The organism is Amedibacterium intestinale (assembly GCF_010537335.1).
Classification (GTDB): Bacteria; Bacillota_I; Bacilli_A; order Erysipelotrichales; family Erysipelotrichaceae; genus Amedibacterium; species Amedibacterium intestinale.
The window spans coordinates 1998523-2017728 of sequence record NZ_AP019711.1 but is presented as its reverse complement, the minus strand read 5'-3'; the positions used below and the strand labels follow the sequence as shown (position 1 = coordinate 2017728).

Sequence of the window (19206 nt, the reverse complement as noted above, 5' to 3'; positions counted from 1 at the left end):
CTTTAATCTTTGCCTGTTAAATTATAGATGTAAAAGATAAAAAGGAGAGATGAAATATGAAAAAATTATACAAATTATGTTATCCATTATTAGCAGTTGCAATTTTAGCCGGATGTTCAAATGGAATGGCAAATACAGCTTCAGATGGATCTTATATCAGTGAAGATAGCGCAAAAACTACTGCTTATAATCATGCGAATGTGAATGAAAAAGATGTTGCATCTATACAACTAACAAAAGATAAAGAAAATGGAAAAGATGTATATTCTATTGAATTTTACACAAAAGATAAAAAATATGATTATGATATTGATCGCAGCACAGGTGAAATTCTTAAAAATGAATCTGAAAATTTAACATCTGCAATGAACAATGAAAAAAATACAGATTCTAAGAAAAACAATACTTCCACTACTGTAAATACAACTTCAAATTCAAATAATAAAACTACTGCTTCTAATACTCCATCAAACAATACAAACAAATCTAGTTCTTCTAATAAAACTCCTGCTTCTTCAAGTATTACCAAAGAAAAAGCGAAATCTATCGCCTTTGCTCATGCGAAAGTAAGTGAAAGCAATGTAAAAGGATTAAAAATAGAAAATGACTGGGAACATGGACAGGAAGCATATTCTGTAAGTTTCTATACTGGAAATTATGAATATGAATATGATATTGCGAAAAGCAATGGAACTATTTTAAAAGCTGATAAAGACTATGAAAAAAACAATAATTCTTCTAATTCTAACAGCATGATATCAAAAGATAAAGCAATGTCTATTGCTTTGGCAAAAGTAAGCGGAGCCACTTCTTCTAACATCTATATTGAATTAGAAAAAGATGATGGAAGATATACATATGAAGGTGAAATTAATTTCAATAATAAAGAATATGAATTTGAGATTGATGCCTACACTGGAAACATCTTAAAATGGGAAGTAGATAGTTTCGATTAAATTGTTTTAAAAATTATCAGTTAATTTTAAACTCAAGATTGCATATACACATGCGTTCTTGAGTTTTTTTAATATCATACAGAAATAGTTTATTTTTTATTATCCTATTTTTTACAATGTTATAATTACAAGGTTGCCTGCCTCTAAACGAACAGGAAGGAGGTGATTTCCTGTGGAGATTATCATTACGATAATTTCTTCTATTATTGCAGGTACAATATGTCATTGGATCTGCGATTGGATGGATAAGAAGAAATAGGCAACAACAGCATAAAAAAGGAACGGTGGCAGCCGTTCCTTTTTCTTTCCTGTGGATCATCACGATAATTTATCCATAATTATTATACTCTACTATTAAAAATAATGTCAATGACTTTTTATTCCAAATTTTTTATCTAGCATATTTCATCTTTATGTTGTAATATCCATTCATAAAATTCTACACCATTGTCCAATACACTCTCATCAAAATCAAATGTTTTACTGTGTAATGGAGCTGTATCACCTAAACCAAGAAAGAAAAATGCACCAGGACATTCTTGTAGATAATAAGAAAAATCTTCACTTGTATAATATGGTTCTTCTAGTTGATACAACAATGGATTATTTAATCGAAAAATATTTTGAAATATCGTTTGATCATTACATAAAGGAGGATATCCATCCGATAGTTCTATTTTTATACTCGTACCATATCGTTTTTCCATTTCTATCTTTATTTGATTCATTTTATTTAAATAAAGATTAAGCATATTCTTATCAAAATAGCGTATCGTTCCTTCCATATGACTTAAATCGGAAACAATATTACATGTGGTTCCACTTTTCATATAATTGATACGGCATAAAACATGTGATAGGTTTATTCTTCCATAAATATTCATAAGAAAAGATGCAGCACATTCTAAAGCATCTTTCCCTTTTCGATATTGTGCTGTATGCACTCCTTTTCCTTTTATATCAATCATAATCTCATGACTACCTGCCATCATAGGTCCCGGTTTTCCTGCAATTTTACCTTTTTCTATCTTTGGCATAAGATGAAGACCAAAAATAGCTTTTACATGATAAGTTTTTAAAATATGCTTTTCACATAAGCGTTTTGCACCTGCACATCTTTCTTCTCCTGGCTGAAAAATAAGCAGTACATTGCACGTTAAAGACTTATAATATTTAACTATTCTTTGTGCTGTTTCCAGTAACATTGCCATATGTCCATCATGACCACAGGCATGCATAACGCCTTTCTGCATAGATACTATCGTATGACTTTCATCTTCTTCTATTGGCAATGCGTCCATATCACTTCGAAATGCAACTGTATACTCCTTATTCGCATTAAAATATACACATAAAGAAGAAGGGATTACCTCAATGATTTCACATGGCAATCCTTTTAACTGCTCTTTTAAATAAGATATTGTTTTTGGAAGATGCATATCTAATTCTGCTCGTTTATGAAGTTCTTGTCTATATCTTTGTATTCTTTTCATACTATAGAATATGTTTCTTCTTCTATAACATGAATAAAATTACGTATTTCCTGCTCTTAAATTACTTATATAAATATATGATAAGTAGAAAGACGATAAAAAAGATGTTAAAAGTCTTTATATAGAAAAAGCTTATCCTTTTATATACTGGTAAGCTTTTCTTGGGGTATGATCTCTGACATAGATAATCCCACATTCTTCAAATCCTTCTTTTAATAATAGATTCTGCATAATAAGATTATCTTCATGTGTATCTGCACGTATATGAGAAATTTTTTGTAAACAGAAGTTCATGACTTCATGGAAAACATTTTTTGTGTAGCCTGTGCTTGCTAAACGATGAATTGTACCATACAGGGTATCACTTTTCCATTCTCCATTTTCAATGATGCGATAAGTTGGATCTTCTCCGATAATAAATGCAAACACTCCATGAATACAATTGTCTTCTTCCATAACATAAAACTGTTTTTCTTTTATATCTTCTAAAATTGTTTCCGTATCCGGATAACTGTCTGCCCACTGTTTTGTATTTCCATTTTTTCTCATATATGCTTTCGCACTTGCAAAGACTTCTAAAATTCTTTCTATATCCTTTTTTTCTGCATTTCTAATGATCATATACTTCACCGTTGTTCATTATATCGAAACTTTTCTTATATGAAAAGACATTCTTTTCAAAGATCATGCATATAGTTCCTATTAGGGATGGTGAAATATGCTTACATTTTATAAATATCATGGACTTGGAAATGATTTTCTTATTTTGAATAAAAAAGAGGTAAAGAATCAAGATATCTATAGATTAACGAAAAAGTTATGTGATCGTCATTTTGGCATTGGGGCAGATGGTATTATTCTTTCTGATGAATTATCAATGGAAATTTATAACGCGGATGGCTCTTATGCGCAAATGTGTGGAAATGGCATACGATGCTATGCGAAATACTGTTATGATGAAGGAATATGCAGAGATACTTCTTATGATTTAACATGTGGGAAACAAAAAATTCCTATACAGATTCTTTCACTTGATCCCTTTATGGTAAATGTGAATATGGGAATTCCTTTATATGATGCGGATGCAATAGGTGTTCGCAAAGATTTATATCGCCTTCCTTATCCTTTTCTTATGAAAGATGGAACGGTACTAAAAGGTTATAGTTTTTTTATGACAAACACACATACCGTTATTTTTGTAGATCGTTTACAAGAAGATAACATTATGGATTGGGGAGAACAAATTTGTCATCATCCTTTATTTCAGGATGGCACAAATGTAGACTTTGTACAAATTATAAATACCTCTACCCTTGCTGTTCGTACGTATGAAAGAGGTGTTGGATTAAGTTTGTCTTGTGGCAGTGGTGCTTGTGCTGCCTTTGCGGCTTCGCATCGATTTAAAAACACTTCCTCCATGATGAATATTTTATTTTTGAAAGGGGAATTGGGAGTTTTTTTAGAAGAAGAACATATCCATATGGTTGGAAGTGCTTCTAGAATTGCGAAAGGAGTATATGATGGAATCTAAAGATATCATTGCCTATTTAAAAAATGCAAAAAAGAAAACTCCAGTATGTATATATATAAAAACAAAACAGCCTGTAGATTTTCCAAATACAGAAATATATGGAATACAAGATAAGATTATCTTTGGAGACTGGGAAGATATTCATCCTGTTTTAGAGAAAAATAAGGAATATATTATACAATATCATGTGGAATCCTCCTGTCGCTATTCTGCCTGTGATCTTTTTAATCCTTTATCTTGTCATGCAAGAATAGAACCTGGTGCTATTCTTCGAGACAAGGTAGATATAGGAGAACATGTTGTCGTTATGATGGGAGCTGTCATTAATATCGGGGCCAGTATTGGAGAAGATACGATGATTGATATGAATGCGGTCGTAGGTGGCAGAGCCATTATCAAAAAAAGATGTCATATAGGGGCAGGCAGTGTAATTGCTGGTGTAATAGAACCTGCCAGTGCCAAACCTGTTATTATCGAAGATGATGTTATGATTGGGGCAAATGCTGTTATTTTAGAAGGGGTGCATATTGGAAAACACGCCGTTGTTGGTGCGGGTGCTGTAGTATTAGAAGATGTAGAAGAAAACTGTGTGGTTGCTGGCTGTCCTGCCAAAGTATTAAAAAGAAAGGATATACAAACCATCCATAAAACTTCTATTCAACAAGATTTAAGAAACCTGTAATTAAGAATCATCTAAAAAATGTTGCATATGCTCATAAATTTCTTCATATACATGAAGAGATGATTGCTTTGAACAAATATAGTTTTGTAAAATGCCTGTAATATCTACATTCTGTAAAATAGAATACAAATTTTTATTCGTATTCCTTAATTGTATCAATGGATAAAGCTCTGATGCATTCATCGCAAGTATTTTTTCTTTTCTTGTATGGTCAAAAATATAAAAGTCATCAAAATCCTCTTCTTTTATTAAAGGAACAGAAACTTGACTATCCGCTAATGCCTGGATACCTTCTTTGCTTTTTACTAATTCTAGAAACGCCTGCGCTAACCCAGAATATTTACTTTTCTTATTTACCGCAAATCCATAGGTTACACAAGCAGGATGAAGTTGCTGATCATTCCATGTGGGCATTGGCATATAATGAAGTTTTTGCTGTTTATATGGTATTGTATTTTCGATAGATACTTCACTGTCAAACAATCCACATGGATAGGTATCATCGAAAAAGAAGTTAGGCTGCAAGTAAATATCGTCCATAAAATGTGCATCGTGATACAGCTTTTTATAATGATCTATCTGTACACTGAATATTTCTTTGTCTGGATAATTTTCTTGTTTTCTTTTATCCTGCATGATAAAACCATCTTTAATAAATGGATATATATAATCTAAATCATGACTGTGATAATAAGAAATATGATTCTCCATCATAGATTCAAAGCTTTCTAAATCCTCTATCTTTTTCCCTTTCTCATGTAAAGTTTGTTCATTATAAAGAAAAAGTTTTCCCTTTGCGCAAACAGGCACAAATATATGTTCTAGTTCTTTTCTTACTAGATGTTTTTCTATTTTATATTCTTCCTGTATTGGTATGTTTTGTAATTTTGATGTTAGTTGTAAAGCTTCCAAATCATTTGTCCATATAATATCTGCATCCAATTCTTTATGCGGCATGTATGGAGAAATACGAAATATAATCGCACTCTGTTTATTTGGATATCTTTTGTTCCATAACTCTTTTAATTTTAACGCATAATCTTCATTCTCCACTTCAACAATGATTCTTCCATTGTCCTCCATAGGAAGCTTTTCTATTTTCGTAGCTGCTGTACAACCAGAAGCCAAGTACATAAACATAAGTATAAGCAGAAGTTTCTTTTTCAATTTTCATCTCTCCTGCTTTTGAGTATACAAAAAGATATTTATCAAATTTGTCGAACAGTGAAATCGTGTTATCGCTTACTTTTTATAGAAATATACAGTTTATCGATGTAAATATGATATACTATACATGTTAAATAGTATTGGAGGTTCTCATTATGAAATACTTAAAATGTCTGTTAGAGACATTAGAAAAACAGGAAGAACTTCATCATAAAGATATTTATAATTATGTAATTCCTTCCTCCTGGAACACGTATGGATATAAATCTGCACATGTTTTAAAATCAAAAGAAATCATCGTTAATCCGTATAGTTTTTATAACTATACCTTGCATTCCATGTTTGAAAAAAATGAAGATCAATCCAAGAAATTAGAGGATAAAAATGAAAAGTGGTTAAAAAATACAAGTATCTATGCAATGAATATACGTGCACATTCCGCATGGGATCATGATCGTGATGAACATGTCAGCCAAGATAATCTTTATCATATGCATGATAATGGAACATTTTTAAAAAGCATGATCCTGCTTCCCTTTTTAAAACGTATGGGTATCAATACCATTTTATTATCCAGTGTTGCAAAGCTTGGGAAAACTTCTAGACATCATAAATATCCAGTCAAGGAAGCCGTATATGATTTTCAATCTGTTGATGAAAACTTAGCGGATTCTTTGGTTGATATGAATGCAAAAGAGCAGTGTGCAGCTTTTGTAGAGGCATGTCATTATATGGGGATGCGTGTTATTTTTGAATATTGCCCGGGAAAATTAGCAAGAGAAAATGTTTATATCAAAAAACATCCAGAATGGTTTTACTGGATTCAAAAAGATTATCTAAAAGATTATCACGCTCCAGAATGCAGTGCACTGCCAAACAATGTGATTCCTCATACATATACATTAAAAGATTTTTATCAAAGTGAAGATGTAAAATCGCATATTGCACAGTTCAGAAAATATCCAAAAACAGATAGTTTTTCTACTTTAAAAGAAATAGAAGATGCTTATGATATCACTGTTGCACCTTTTATCGTTGATCAAATTAACGCAAATATTCCTTGTGATGATGATACAACCCTCTTTCGATTATATGAAAAACCTTCTTCTCATATTCCAAAACATATATCAACAGAAATTCCTTATATGAGTGAAGATACAATTCGAAATGATCTTCATCCAGGAAAACTGCCTATACAGGAATTATGGGATATGCTTTGTGAAAATATCATATGGATGAAAGACAATTTCCATATTGATGGTATCTTTCTGCAGAAACCTTATTTACTGAGTGAAAAGCTGCAAAAACAAATTTGTAAAGCTGCAAAAAGAAATCATAAAGATTTTGTGATGATCGTAGAAGAAAACACAATAGAAAATTGTAGTCTTTGGATAGAAAAAGGATTTGATGCGATAAGTGGAAGCAGCGGATATGAGAGTAGTGATATATGGAATCGAAGCTTTCAAACGTTTGCCTATCGTTTAAAACAAAATCCTTGTCCTGTATTTGCGGCTGGTGAATATACAGACGCAAGACGAATCTGCTGTATGGATGGAGGTAAAAAGCTCAGTATTTTACTTCATGTAATGAGTCATTTTCTTCCAAATGCCATTCCATTTATGTTGAATGGTGCAGAATGTATGGAAACACAGCCTCTTCAATTAAGTGAATATGGAGATTCAAAATACTTATATACCGTATCAAAAGATGATCCAAGATATTTAAAACAGGCTTATCTGGATTCTTATGCTTTTGATTACAGAAATTCTGATTTAAATGCTTTAGCCTCTATCTTGGAACCTGCTGAAAAACTGCGACAGAAATATGTATGGAATTGCACACCTGAACATTGTATCCCTGTATGGTTTTCTTCTCCAAAAGATGAGGCCTTGGGATTTACATATATAAAAGATGATTCGGCTTTAATGGTTGTAGCCAATACAAATATTCATAATGTAACATCCCTGCAGATTCATACAGAAAATCTCTTCACAGAACTTCCTTTTTCCTTAAATGATGTACATCAGATTTTATCTACAGAAGACCCTTATGTTCATGATGTTTCTTTCGATACATTTAGAAACATACCACTAGAATTTCAACCGGGTGAAGTTAAATTTTTATTGTTTCAAAGAAAAATAGAAAAAAACTAAATACACAAAACATTATCATAAAGGAGCTATATGGCTAATCAATCCAATAGCTCCTTACTTTTTAGTACATATACCTTTGCGTTCATAAAATTCAATTCATTTTATTTAACTATTCTTAGAAGTATAAAATCATAGAAAAGAAATTATATGTAACTCTAATGTAGAAGGATTCCTGTTAGTTCTTCTATTTCTTTTGTAGAATATCCTTTTTCTTTCATTTTCTCTGCTATTTCTATTGATTTGTTGTGTTCTCCATTTTCTTCACCTTCTGTTTTTTCTTTTAGTTTTAATCTTTCAATTGCTTCTTCCGGTGCTAGGTTTTCTTCTCCTTCTTTTCTTACTCCCATCATGTTGATGATATTGTTTGTGTTTCTTCTTCCAATTTCCTCTTCCCACTGTTTCGTTGCTTCACACATATTTAGTACCTCCTCTTCTTTGTGTTCTTCCGCATACTTTATGATTTCTTCATTTTCTGTTATAACTCCTGCCAGCTTTATGACATCTTTTTTTACATACACATCTGCACATTCTTTTTTCATCTCTTCTATCTGTTTTCTGTAGATGTGCTGGATCATATAAACAAGCTTGCTTACATCCTCGTTTTGAAATGTATGTTCACTTGACCGTATTTCCAGCAGGTTCATAGAATAGTCGCTGAAGCTTTTCTCCATCCATTTTGGCATATCCACCATCATGTCTTTTAATCTTCTTGGTCCATCCCATGGCTTTTCCCCATAGTATACCACCAGAGTAAATACAGGATGGATTCTCTCTTCTTTTCGCATTCCTGACAGGAATTCATCCCTGTTTGCATAAACTGCATTTCCTTTATTTTCTCTTTTCTTCTTTGCACATTCTTCACGATACCCTAAGGCATCGTACATCATTACCCGCAAAGGCATCCCATAATGGATGTGGCTTTGGTTTTCCAGCAGGAAGATCGCATATTCACTGTCCCCTGCAAACTTTCTAATTAGATCTGCCCTTCTTTCAACAAAGACATCTTCCTTCTTTTTTGTCTGAATGCTTCCTGACAGATTGCTGTCTGCCTCCATCAGTTTTTCAGGAAGAATGACCTGTTTTCCTTCGTATAAGACCGTGTTGAATAAATCCGCAAAACGCTTGTTGTCCTTCCAGAAATCCCTGGATAAAATATCCAGATTTGACATACGCATCACCTATTTCCTTTCTTTTTTTACGGATATCGGAAGATGATACATATTCATCTTCATTATAAAAACATGAATATTGTTTGTCTATACCGATATCGTGATATACAGGGCATACATTTACCCTGTTCACTAACTTATACGAAACAAATAGGTAAAAATACAAAAATATCTACAAAAAAAACAATTAAAGTTACTTTTTTTAGAAAATAAACTCTATCTATCTAACAAATAAAAATTAGAATTACTTTTCCTGGAGCATGTTTACTTCACTTAAACTTTATATGTTTATTTCTTGAATACTGTACATACACCTTTTCTCCTTTTTTTCTTTTGCATATATTGAAACAAGGGAGGGATAAAGTGAATATAAAATTTATTCTTTCTATAGGTTATGGGCTTTGCTGGTTTTTCTTTTCTTTATATTTTGCACTTATATGGGGAAGAGAAATAAGTGATGAACTACCTGTAATTTATGTATGGTGGGTAATTATCGGTATTGCGTTGTTGCCTGGTTTTTTAATGAATACCATGTTTTTTTCTAATCTGTTAAACCAAAAAATGAAACACTATCCAAATACTGATGAAGATATAACCCTTCTTTTATGTGATCATAATGAAGAAGTTAATATAAAAGAAACCATACAGAGTATTCTTAACCAAAAATATCTTGGTCATATACGAGTGATTGTTGTGGACAATGCCTCTACAGATAAAACAAAAGAAATGGTATGTTCAATGAGAAAAGATGTTCCTTGTCAATGTACTTTAGAGTATACATTTTGTAAAGAATTAGGAAAATCAAAGGCTTTAAATCATGGTTTACGTTTCGTTAATACAAATTATTTTCTTACTGTAGATGCGGATACCTGTCTAGAAAAACATGCTGTACAAAATATTATGAATCACATTGTATATAAAAAAAGTGCATGTGTTGCGGCAAATTTATTTGTTAAAAACACAAATGACTCTTTTATATCAAAGATACAAACTTATGATTATCTTTTAAGTATTGCATCTGTAAAAAGATTTCAAGGCTCTTATCATTCTACTCTTGTCGCACAAGGAGCTTTTAGTGCCTATAAGACTGCTGTTGTAAAAAGTATGAACGGGTGGAAAGATGTAATGGGTGAAGACATTGTATTAACCTATGAAATATTAAACAAAAAGCTAGCCTCTACTTATGAACCATCTGCGGTAGGCTATACAAAAGTTCCAGCTACTTTTGATGGATTGTATAATCAGCGTAAACGCTGGGCAATTGGTATGATTGAAGGACTTAGCTTTATTCCGCCATGGAAACAAACAGGATTTTATCCAAAATTTTTCACCACTATCAATCTATCGGTAATTTATTTAGATCTAGCTTTTTTATTTGGATTTATTCCAGGAGTTATACTTGCTTTTTTAGGTTATTACTATTTTATTGGATTTTTAACTTTATTTACAATTATCTTTTGTATCCTTTTATATGCAACGATGTATTTATATCAAAAAAAGCTTCATATAGAGTTTCAAAACTCTATCTCAGGATTTGTTGGATTTCTATTATTTTTTCAGTTTATACAAAGTATTTCTTCTTTACATGGATATTGTATTCGTTTATTTCACAGAAAGGAGCAATGGAAATGAAAAAAAGAAACTTGTTATTTATTCTATTTATCCTTCTTTTGATTGTCGTCATTGTACTCAGTATATAGATAAAATAGTGAGGTTAACTACTTCACTATTTTTCATAATATGTTTAAATCAGTGATCAATCTTTTGGAATACATTATTATATTCTTCTCAAAGTAGAAAATAAGAATTAGTTAAATCAACTTTCGAATAACAAACTTTATAACTGCAAAAGTTTTAAGAAATATATCAAACTAAATAAAATACGATATTATATAAAAAAGACACTTAAAATTTTCTTTGAAGTTGGAAAAGTGCATAAAATTTTATAAAAATGGTTGGAAAAGTGTAATATGTATTTGCCTATCTATATGATAATGTTTATTGAAAATGATAAACTTAGAGATTTAATTTATAAATTGAATCTGCTAGGACTATAATGCTGGTAGAATAAGCAAGACCTAAATAACACGATTTTTTATTGTTTAGGTCTTTTTTATTCCTATTTTTTCACTATTCTTATTGACTTAATCAATAAATCTACTATACTAATAATTGTTTACTTGTAAACTAATGGAGGGTTTTATGCTTACAAATGTAGAAGAAATGTTAAAAGCCTGTATGTATATAAGAAAGGTCTATGTTAATGAATTTTACTCTTATTTTAAGGAAGAAAACTATTCACCTAATGAAATAGATATTCTTTTATTTTTGCACAACAATCCTAATATCAATACAAGTATGCAATTATGTGTTTGTCTGAATGTTTCAAAGACATTAGTTTCTAGAAGTATCGATTCTCTAATCAAAAAGAAACTTCTTATTAGTAAAAAAGATGAAAAAGATAAAAGAATACAGCATCTTTTATTAACTAAGGAATCAAATACTATAATTAAAAAAATAGTAAGTTTAAAAGATAAAATAAATGAGGAGATTTTTAAAGATATTTCACCAGAGGAATTTGAACAAACAGAAAAAACACTAAACAAAATTAGATCTTGTTTGGATAAAAAAATAAGGAGAGATGCGTTATGAAATTAAAAATGTCACAAGAAGTAGATTTAGGAAAGGAACCAGTTGGCAGATTATTATTTATTTTAGCTGTACCAACCATACTTTCACAAATCGTAAATGCCCTTTACAATATGGTTGATCGTATGTATATTGGGCATATACCAGAAGTTGGAGCGGCAGCCTTAACTGGTGTTGGAGTATGTTTTCCTATCATTATGATCGTTTCCGCGTTTGCCTATCTTGTAGGTATGGGAGGAGCCCCACGTGCAAGTATTTTAATGGGAAAAAAAGACAATAAAGGGGCAGAAAAAATTCTTGGTAACTGTTTTTCTGCATTGTTTATCACTTCCCTTCTACTTACAATTGTTGTATTAGTTTTTAAAGAGCCACTATTGTTATTGTTTGGCGCAAGTGAAAATACACTTCCTTATGCAATTAGCTATATTAATATTTATGCAATTGGTACAATTTTTGTACAGATGACATTAGGATTAAATGCTTTTATATCTGCACAAGGATTTTCTAAAATTAGTATGTTAACAGTTTGTATTGGTGCAGTAACAAATATTGTATTAGATCCAATCTTCATTTTTGGATTAGATATGGGGGTTAGAGGTGCTGCACTTGCAACAGTTCTTTCACAGTCGATTAGTGCTGTATGGGCAATTTATTTCCTTGTTGGAAAAAATACAATTTTAAAATTAAAAAAAGAGAATTTTCCTATTTCAAAAGATGTATTACTCCCATGTATCAGTCTTGGTGTTGCACCATTCATTATGCAGTCAACCGAAAGTATTCTAGTATTATGTTTTAACTCATCTTTATTACAATATGGTGGAGATTTAGCTGTAGGTGCTATGACAATTTTATCTAGTTGTATGCAGTTTGCAATGCTTCCATTACAAGGACTTACACAAGGTGGACAACCTATTATTAGTTATAACTATGGTGCAAATAACTCTGAACGTGTAAAGAAAGGATTCAAGCTGATTCTACTTTCTTCTTTAATTTATACCTCTATTATCTGGTTAATTGCTATGTTTGCACCACAGCTAATGGTTATGATATTTACAAATGATGCTGATCTTGTACCATTAACTGTTTGGGCATTACGTATTTATATGGCAGGTATGATTGTTATGGGTGCACAGGTTGCATGTCAACAGACATTTATTGCTTTCGCAAAACCTAAGATTTCTACATTCCTTGCATTGTTTAGAAAAATTATCGTACTAATTCCTTTAATTTATTTGCTTCCTACATTTATGGAAAATGATGTAGAAGCTGTATTCTTAGCTGAACCTATTGCAGACTTCATCGCAACTACAACAACTGTTATTTTATTTATAATAACAATTAAAAAATTATTAAAAGGAATGCGTGAAAAAGAAAAACAGAAAGAAATTAAACATTAAAAGTATAGTTGTTGATTTACAATAGACATTATTCTTTTAAAAATATATAAAAACAGATGATAATAGGAATACCATAAATCATCTGTTTTTTTTTACTTAAATATTTTTATAGTATAGAAATTTATTAACAAATCATTATTAATTAGGATATGTAATATTTCCTAAAATAACTTTTTGTTTTGCACCAGTTGCATTTGGCACATTTGAAAAATGTTGATGCATAGTTTCATTACCTAATATCACAAATGCAATTGCTTCTTTAGCATCTGATGAATAACCTTTATCTTCCTGAGTCAATATTTTTATATTTGGCAGCTCATTTTCAATCATCTTCTTAAGAGTGGCATTATGAGCCCCTCCTCCACCTAAAATTACTTCAGATAATTGATGATTTGGTAAGACAAATTTTCTATAACTTTCAGCTATAGAATAGGCTGTAAACCATGTTAATGTCGCTATAATATCCTCTTTATTTTCTCCTTGATAACATTTTAATAATTCATCTGTAAATGGCTCTCCAAACATTTCACGACCAGTTGTTTTAGGTGGTTTTAAATTTAAATACGAATGTTTCATCAATTCATCTTTTAGATTTTCAATTATTCTTCCCTTTGATGCTATCAAACCATTTTCATCATATGACTTTCTATATAATTTTCTCATTGCTTCATCAATAATCATATTTCCTGGCCCAGTATCAAATGCATATACATTATCAATAGTGCATCCAGCCGGTAAAACAGTAACATTCCCTATTCCACCTATATTTTGTAATGCAACTGCTTCATCTTCTTTTCTATATAAAATAAACTCACTGTATGGAACTAATGGTGCACCTTCACCACCTACTGCCATATCCTTAACACGAAAATTAGAAATCACAGGACATTGACATCGTTGTGCAATTATTGCGCTTTCTCCTATCTGTAAAGTACTAGGAACACAGTCACCATAAGCATGTGGTATATGATAAATTGTTTGTCCATGACTTGCTATGAATGCAACATCTTTACTATTTATACCTGCTTTGTGACAAACACTTAATGCTGCTAATGCAAATTGTTCACCTAATTCAAAATTTAATGAGCAAATTAAATCTGTAGTAATTTTTTCATTTGCACAGCAACGACGTATTTTTTCCTTAATATTAAGAGGAATTTCACAAGTACAAAAATTTATCTGACGAATTTTAGTATTTTCACCAAACCCTGTAACTTCACATAAAACTGCGTCTATTCCATCTAAAGATGTTCCAGACATTAATCCTATTGCTAACATTTTTTCTCCTCATCTTATTTATTATTTACTTCATGAATTAGTTCTCTTGTTTTAGTTAGATCTTTTTTTGCCTGATCTATATTTTCTTTTATAACACCATAATATATTAAATCAGTTAACTCTAATGATGCATTTCTAGAAGAAATAGCCCCTAAACGAAGATCTTTTTCAATAACTGGTGTATAAAGATTAATATCAGCTAATTTTGATAATGTACTACGCACATTATATTGTGTTATAGCAATAATCGGTATATTAAGTTCTTTTGCCTTTTCTACTCCTACATTTACTAAGTGTGTTTCTCCACTATAGCTAATGGCAACCAATACATCATTTTCTTGCATGTGAGCGATTCTAGCTAATAAAATATGAGGGTCTTCATGGTATATTACGTTATGATTTACTCTTGTTAGTTTATGCATAAAATCTGTACATACCAGACCACTTCCACCAATACCGATTAAATATATGTTTCTCGCATGAATTATTAATTGAATAGCATTTTTTAAAGTATTTAGATTTAGTAATTTATAGGTCTGTTCAATTGAATGTAAAGAAATTTGTTGAACCTTGCGAACCATTACATCAATTGAATCATTTTCTTTAATCAAGACATTAAATAGTTCATCTTTTTCATTATCATCATCATTTTTTGCTAAATCCATTTTTAATGCTGTTAAACCTTTATAACCTAATTTTTTTGAAAATCTAATCCATGCCGCTGCTGAAGTATTAGTTCTTTCCGCTAAATCTTGAACAGAAGCTTCAACAGTTTCTAAACGATAATTGAGAATATAATCTGCAATTCTCTTTTCTGTAGAAGTAAAAGACTTTCTTCCCTCTTTTATTTTATAAATACAGCTCATATTATCCCTCTTTTCATTACACACTTACTTTACACTTTAAAAAGATTATATGCAATAAGATACGCTCCAAAAACAGGAGGATACTTTGGTTCTTCTAGAATAATATTTTCATTTAAATAATATTTTAATGGATCAATAATAAGCTCTTTTGCTTTCCAAACACCACCTATATAACTTACATAGCATTTATTTGGAAAAGATTTCGATAAAGAGTGTATTATCTCAGCAATTTCTCTTGCGGCTTCATCATAAATACGAAGGGCTGCTTTGTCGTTTTTCTTTGCTAAATCATTTACTAAAAGTGCTAATTTTGCGATTTTTCCCCGATCATTTTTTAATATATTGGCAGTATATGATATAAGATCATAATCATCTTTCAATTTTAATGAATTTTTAACAAATTCAACGAGATCAGTACGAGAATGTCTACCATCACATTGTTTTGTATATTCTTGAAGTAGCTTTTTACCTATCCAATAAGCACTTCCTTCATCTCCTAACATATATCCCCATCCACCACTTCGTTCTGTGTGACCTTGTAATGTCGAATATGCAATTGATCCGGTCCCAGAAATTACTAATATTCCATCTTTACCATTTAAAGCACCTGCTAATGCTATTTCTCCATCATTACAAATAACATATTTATGATTTTTAAAGCTTTCTTCGCAAATAGACTCGATTCTTTTTCTTAATTCTTTATCCTTTCCATATCCAGCTAATCCTGCACAAATATAGAAATGTACATCAACATCATTTTTTAGAGATTGCGCTAGCCTTTCTAGACCTTGCTTAAGTATGGAAATTGCCTTTTCTCTATCAACTTGTAAAACATGACAACTTTCTAAGATACATTCTGCAACACATTCTTTTTCTTCATTATAACATGCAAATGCTGTTTTAGTACCTCCTCCATCAATTCCAACATAATAATTCATTATTTTACCTTTCTAAGACGAAATTTCTGCCATGGTTTAATATAGTCTAACAAAAAATGTTCCTCTTTTCGTATATGTCCTACTACATTCGTCTTGCCACTATTTTTCATATCATGCAGAGCTATTTGTAATTCACCAGCATAATGACCATATTCACTGCTTTCAATGATTACATCACCACGTCGAATAATTTCTGGTGCATGAAATAATGCGAAATGGTGTCCTTTATATTTTACTCTACTTTGTGTGGATCGTATCATATTCTCATTTTGATCACCTCGATTAAAATGAAGTTCTTCAAATAAGATTTTCTGTTCAATCTCTGGCGTATCTTTATATAATTCAACATCTAATGTTAAAAGAGATAAATCTAAACCTTTTACTTTATCTATTTCCTCATCTGTAGGATAACAATTAGAAATTAAAATATCATCTATACTATCCATAGCAATAAAGTGTTTTATTTGCACATCCATAGGCAAATGACGATGCATTTCAAGTGTAGGCAAACCCTCCGTTACAGGCCAAGATCCAAAAGTATCTTTATTTTGACTTGTAACAAATGCAGCTGTACGTAGTCCATATTTAGAAAATCGTTTTGTACAATTTTCAAAGAATTCCAAACCTAATCCAGTATAGCCATGTGGATAAAAATTATGACAAGCATATAAATTATATCGATTTGGTTTATAATCCATTATAGTATCAATAGTATGAACATCATTACTCATATTAATTTCAATCTTTAAATCATATGGGTTAAAAGTCATAATAGCTTCTTCATTACCAGTAAATCCCATATCTAATCTTAATCCATCCGCTCCAATATCTTTAAAGAATGTCAAATCTTGATAACTAATACCTAATTGATTAAATACTCTTGGAGAAACATCTACAATAATTTCAAATCCTTTTGATTTCGCATATGTATTTATTTCTTTAAAATCTTTTATAATTTCTTCTTTACTTTTCTCTACGGATAGTAAACAAGAAAAAATTCTAGAAAATCCAGCTTTTGATGTTTTATCTATATAATTTAAAATTGTTTCTTTATCTGATTTTTCTGGATAAATTGAAATACCTAATCTTCTCATTTTTATAATTTCCTTTCTTTTATATTTATAAAATGCCTTGTTTATATTATAACAAGGCATAAAATAATTTAATCTTGAACTATTTCATTACTATTTTCATCAGCTAATAATTGTTTATCATACATTCTAAAGAATGGATAATAAATTAAAATAGATAATATGATTAAAACAATACTTAGTACTGCAGCACGCCAATCATTTCCACATGCAAGGAATGCCCCAATTGGCCCTGGTAAAGTCCAAGGTGAACTTGCTACAACATTATTAACTAACCCCATAGTTGTTGCAAACCAAGCAATAAGACCATTTAACATAGGCGCAATTATAAAAGGAATAATTAACATTGGATTTAATACGATAGGAGCCCCGAAAATCATTGGTTCATTTATATTAAAGATAGCAGGAACTATTGCTGTCTTACCTAACGCTTTACCATAAGCAGATCTTGAACGTATTGCGAATAGGATTGCTAAACCAATTGTTGCACCAGATCCTCCAATCATAACGAACCACTGATAAAATGGCTCAGCTGCAACATTTGTAACAGCAGCATGTGCTGCAAAATTTGTTGTATTTTCTTCTAATAATACTAACCATAATGGACGTGCCAATGATCCTACGATTGACCATCCATGAATACCAAATGACCAAAAGAATTGTGTTATAAATATAATTAACAACACAGAAGGCAATGAATCTGTAGCACGAATTAATGGAGAAATTATTTTCGAAATAATTCCATGAACATCAATACCAATGAACATAGTCACAGTTGCAACTGCCAATAGAACAATAGCTGTAGGTGTTAATGCCTCAAATGAACGTGCAACAGATGATGGGACTTGTGGTGGCATTGAAATTTTAAAACCACTCTTTTGTGTGAATCTATATACCTCAACAGCAAAGAACGAAACAATAATACCTATAAACATACCAGCCGATCCTAAATTTGTCATAGGTAACACAAATCCAGTAGGTACAGCAGATAAATAATTAGCTAATTCTGCATTTTGAGAAGCTAATGAAGCAATTGCTTCAGTTTGTGCAGGAATTGAGCTAGGAATAATTGTTAATAAAAATGCTAATTCTGCAAGTATTCCACCAGAAAGACCATCAAGATCATAAGAATTTGCTAAAGAATAACCGATACCGAATACAGCATATAAAGTCATAATATACATAGATACACGATATGGCATTAAAATTTTTGTTTGATTTTCAGCAATAAATTGTGTAATACCCCAATCTTGTGGCATTGAATTTGGTAAGAATGCAATTACCATGAACATTGATGAAACGATGATTAATGGTAAAGTTGCAATAATACCATCACGAATAGCTCTTAAGTGACGTTGTTCAGCCAATTTTGCCATAGGTGTTGATAGCTTTTCATCCATAAATTTTGTGATTGCGTTAAACATCTATTTTTCTCCTCTCATTTTACAAAACGTCCCTTATTTTAACTCACCTAACTCTTGTTTTATTTGAGCAAGTAATTTAGGACCACCTAAAGGTGTATAACCCTGAGGCTGTATCAAGATACATGGAATACCAGCATCATCTGCTTGTTTTTTTAATACATCAAAACGATGACGAATCTGTGGAGCAACCATTCCAATTGCGTAACCATTTTTAATTTCTTCTGCAAATGCTTGTGTACTACATTCTGTAACTGTAATATCTAATCCTTGTTTTACAGCAGTATCCTGTAATGCTTTTGCTGCAATTGCACTTGACATCCCCTGTGAGCATACTAATAATACTTTCATAAAAAAATCTCCTTTCTTTTATATTTTAATTATAACAGTGTAAACGTTTTCTTGCAATATAATT

Annotated in this window: 17 protein-coding genes; 7 read left to right on the top strand and 10 right to left on the bottom strand. The window is 31.0% G+C overall.

Annotation, left to right across the window (positions count from 1 at the left end):
* Positions 1 to 56: 56 nt before the first annotated feature.
* Complete coding sequence (locus A9CBEGH2_RS10045) at positions 57 to 956, top strand: PepSY domain-containing protein (protein ID WP_163104688.1); 900 nt, start codon at positions 57 to 59, stop codon at positions 954 to 956.
* A gap of 395 nt (positions 957 to 1351) precedes the next feature.
* On the opposite strand, the gene A9CBEGH2_RS10040 is transcribed toward A9CBEGH2_RS10045, so the two are convergent.
* Positions 1352 to 2449, bottom strand: coding sequence for a M20 metallopeptidase family protein (locus A9CBEGH2_RS10040; protein ID WP_163104686.1), 1098 nt, complete (start codon positions 2447 to 2449; stop codon positions 1352 to 1354).
* A 132-nt stretch (positions 2450 to 2581) separates the two neighbouring features.
* Positions 2582 to 3070, bottom strand: a complete 489-nt coding sequence (locus A9CBEGH2_RS10035; protein ID WP_163052265.1) for a GNAT family N-acetyltransferase — start codon at positions 3068 to 3070, stop codon at positions 2582 to 2584.
* Between the two features lie 97 nt (positions 3071 to 3167).
* Here A9CBEGH2_RS10035 and dapF point away from each other — a divergent pair, with 97 nt between their 5' ends.
* Together dapF and dapD are read left to right on the top strand one after the other, a co-directional pair.
* A complete protein-coding gene (dapF, locus tag A9CBEGH2_RS10030; protein WP_118277892.1) occupies positions 3168 to 3980 on the top strand; it encodes a diaminopimelate epimerase in 813 nt (270 codons plus the stop codon).
* The gene (gene dapD, locus A9CBEGH2_RS10025) at positions 3970 to 4662 is read left to right on the top strand and encodes a 2,3,4,5-tetrahydropyridine-2,6-dicarboxylate N-acetyltransferase (protein WP_118277891.1); all 693 of its coding nucleotides are present in this window, start codon (positions 3970 to 3972) and stop codon (positions 4660 to 4662) included. The genes dapF and dapD overlap by 11 nt, the downstream gene beginning before the upstream one ends.
* Here dapD and A9CBEGH2_RS10020 read toward each other — a convergent pair whose 3' ends face one another.
* On the bottom strand, positions 4663 to 5829 hold the full coding sequence (locus A9CBEGH2_RS10020; RefSeq protein ID WP_118277890.1) for an extracellular solute-binding protein: 1167 nt from the start codon (positions 5827 to 5829) through the stop codon (positions 4663 to 4665).
* 155 nt (positions 5830 to 5984) lie between these two features.
* On the opposite strand from A9CBEGH2_RS10020, the gene A9CBEGH2_RS10015 reads away from it, so the two are divergent.
* Positions 5985 to 7982, top strand: a complete 1998-nt coding sequence (locus tag A9CBEGH2_RS10015) for an alpha-amylase family protein (RefSeq protein ID WP_163104684.1) — start codon at positions 5985 to 5987, stop codon at positions 7980 to 7982.
* Positions 7983 to 8137: 155 nt separating this feature from the next.
* Here the strand turns inward: A9CBEGH2_RS10015 and A9CBEGH2_RS10010 are convergent, their stop codons facing one another.
* Positions 8138 to 9151, bottom strand: a complete 1014-nt coding sequence (locus A9CBEGH2_RS10010) for an Rpn family recombination-promoting nuclease/putative transposase (protein ID WP_163104682.1) — start codon at positions 9149 to 9151, stop codon at positions 8138 to 8140.
* A gap of 363 nt (positions 9152 to 9514) precedes the next feature.
* Here A9CBEGH2_RS10010 and A9CBEGH2_RS10005 point away from each other — a divergent pair, with 363 nt between their 5' ends.
* The 3 genes from A9CBEGH2_RS10005 to A9CBEGH2_RS09995 all read left to right on the top strand — a co-directional run bounded on the left by A9CBEGH2_RS10005 (position 9515) and on the right by A9CBEGH2_RS09995 (position 13197).
* Positions 9515 to 10783 carry a glycosyltransferase family 2 protein gene (locus A9CBEGH2_RS10005; RefSeq protein WP_118278038.1) on the top strand — a complete coding sequence of 423 codons (1269 nt, stop codon included), beginning with the start codon at positions 9515 to 9517 and terminating at the stop codon, positions 10781 to 10783.
* 570 nt (positions 10784 to 11353) lie between these two features.
* On the top strand, positions 11354 to 11803 hold the full coding sequence (locus A9CBEGH2_RS10000; protein WP_118278037.1) for a MarR family winged helix-turn-helix transcriptional regulator: 450 nt from the start codon (positions 11354 to 11356) through the stop codon (positions 11801 to 11803).
* Positions 11800 to 13197, top strand: a complete 1398-nt coding sequence (locus A9CBEGH2_RS09995; RefSeq protein ID WP_118278036.1) for an MATE family efflux transporter — start codon at positions 11800 to 11802, stop codon at positions 13195 to 13197. Before A9CBEGH2_RS10000 ends, A9CBEGH2_RS09995 begins: the two co-directional genes overlap by 4 nt.
* A 138-nt stretch (positions 13198 to 13335) precedes the next feature.
* On the opposite strand, the gene anmK is transcribed toward A9CBEGH2_RS09995, so the two are convergent.
* The 6 genes from anmK to A9CBEGH2_RS09965 all read right to left on the bottom strand — a co-directional run bounded on the left by anmK (position 13336) and on the right by A9CBEGH2_RS09965 (position 19142).
* A complete protein-coding gene (anmK, locus tag A9CBEGH2_RS09990) occupies positions 13336 to 14475 on the bottom strand; it encodes an anhydro-N-acetylmuramic acid kinase AnmK (protein ID WP_118277258.1) in 1140 nt (379 codons plus the stop codon).
* Positions 14476 to 14489: 14 nt separating this feature from the next.
* A complete protein-coding gene (locus A9CBEGH2_RS09985; protein ID WP_118277259.1) occupies positions 14490 to 15341 on the bottom strand; it encodes a MurR/RpiR family transcriptional regulator in 852 nt (283 codons plus the stop codon).
* Positions 15342 to 15370: 29 nt separating this feature from the next.
* Complete coding sequence (locus A9CBEGH2_RS09980; RefSeq protein ID WP_118277260.1) at positions 15371 to 16279, bottom strand: N-acetylglucosamine kinase; 909 nt, start codon at positions 16277 to 16279, stop codon at positions 15371 to 15373.
* Positions 16279 to 17373, bottom strand: coding sequence for a DUF871 domain-containing protein (locus A9CBEGH2_RS09975; protein ID WP_118277261.1), 1095 nt, complete (start codon positions 17371 to 17373; stop codon positions 16279 to 16281). Before A9CBEGH2_RS09975 ends, A9CBEGH2_RS09980 begins: the two co-directional genes overlap by 1 nt.
* A gap of 68 nt (positions 17374 to 17441) precedes the next feature.
* Positions 17442 to 18794: a PTS sugar transporter subunit IIC gene (locus A9CBEGH2_RS09970; RefSeq protein ID WP_118277262.1), complete on the bottom strand. Its 1353-nt coding sequence runs from the start codon at positions 18792 to 18794 to the stop codon at positions 17442 to 17444.
* Positions 18795 to 18827: 33 nt separating this feature from the next.
* Positions 18828 to 19142, bottom strand: coding sequence for a PTS sugar transporter subunit IIB (locus tag A9CBEGH2_RS09965; RefSeq protein ID WP_118277263.1), 315 nt, complete (start codon positions 19140 to 19142; stop codon positions 18828 to 18830).
* Positions 19143 to 19206 lie beyond the last annotated feature (64 nt).

Bases quoted from the DNA above. Each gene is read 5' to 3' on its own strand.
- A9CBEGH2_RS10000 (WP_118278037.1), top strand. From the start codon at position 11,354: ATGCTTACAAATGTAGAAGAAATGTTAAAAGCCTGTATGTATATAAGA.
- A9CBEGH2_RS09975 (WP_118277261.1), bottom strand. From the start codon at position 17,373: ATGAGAAGATTAGGTATTTCAATTTATCCAGAAAAATCAGATAAAGAA.
- A9CBEGH2_RS10045 (WP_163104688.1), top strand. From the start codon at position 57: ATGAAAAAATTATACAAATTATGTTATCCATTATTAGCAGTTGCAATT.
- A9CBEGH2_RS10010 (WP_163104682.1), bottom strand. From the start codon at position 9,151: ATGTCAAATCTGGATATTTTATCCAGGGATTTCTGGAAGGACAACAAG.
- A9CBEGH2_RS09985 (WP_118277259.1), bottom strand. From the start codon at position 15,341: ATGAGCTGTATTTATAAAATAAAAGAGGGAAGAAAGTCTTTTACTTCT.
- A9CBEGH2_RS09970 (WP_118277262.1), bottom strand. From the start codon at position 18,794: ATGTTTAACGCAATCACAAAATTTATGGATGAAAAGCTATCAACACCT.
- A9CBEGH2_RS10040 (WP_163104686.1), bottom strand. From the start codon at position 2,449: ATGAAAAGAATACAAAGATATAGACAAGAACTTCATAAACGAGCAGAA.
- A9CBEGH2_RS10015 (WP_163104684.1), top strand. From the start codon at position 5,985: ATGAAATACTTAAAATGTCTGTTAGAGACATTAGAAAAACAGGAAGAA.
- anmK (WP_118277258.1), bottom strand. From the start codon at position 14,475: ATGTTAGCAATAGGATTAATGTCTGGAACATCTTTAGATGGAATAGAC.
- A9CBEGH2_RS09965 (WP_118277263.1), bottom strand. From the start codon at position 19,142: ATGAAAGTATTATTAGTATGCTCACAGGGGATGTCAAGTGCAATTGCA.
- dapD (WP_118277891.1), top strand. From the start codon at position 3,970: ATGGAATCTAAAGATATCATTGCCTATTTAAAAAATGCAAAAAAGAAA.
- A9CBEGH2_RS10035 (WP_163052265.1), bottom strand. From the start codon at position 3,070: ATGATCATTAGAAATGCAGAAAAAAAGGATATAGAAAGAATTTTAGAA.
- A9CBEGH2_RS09995 (WP_118278036.1), top strand. From the start codon at position 11,800: ATGAAATTAAAAATGTCACAAGAAGTAGATTTAGGAAAGGAACCAGTT.
- dapF (WP_118277892.1), top strand. From the start codon at position 3,168: ATGCTTACATTTTATAAATATCATGGACTTGGAAATGATTTTCTTATT.
- A9CBEGH2_RS09980 (WP_118277260.1), bottom strand. From the start codon at position 16,279: ATGAATTATTATGTTGGAATTGATGGAGGAGGTACTAAAACAGCATTT.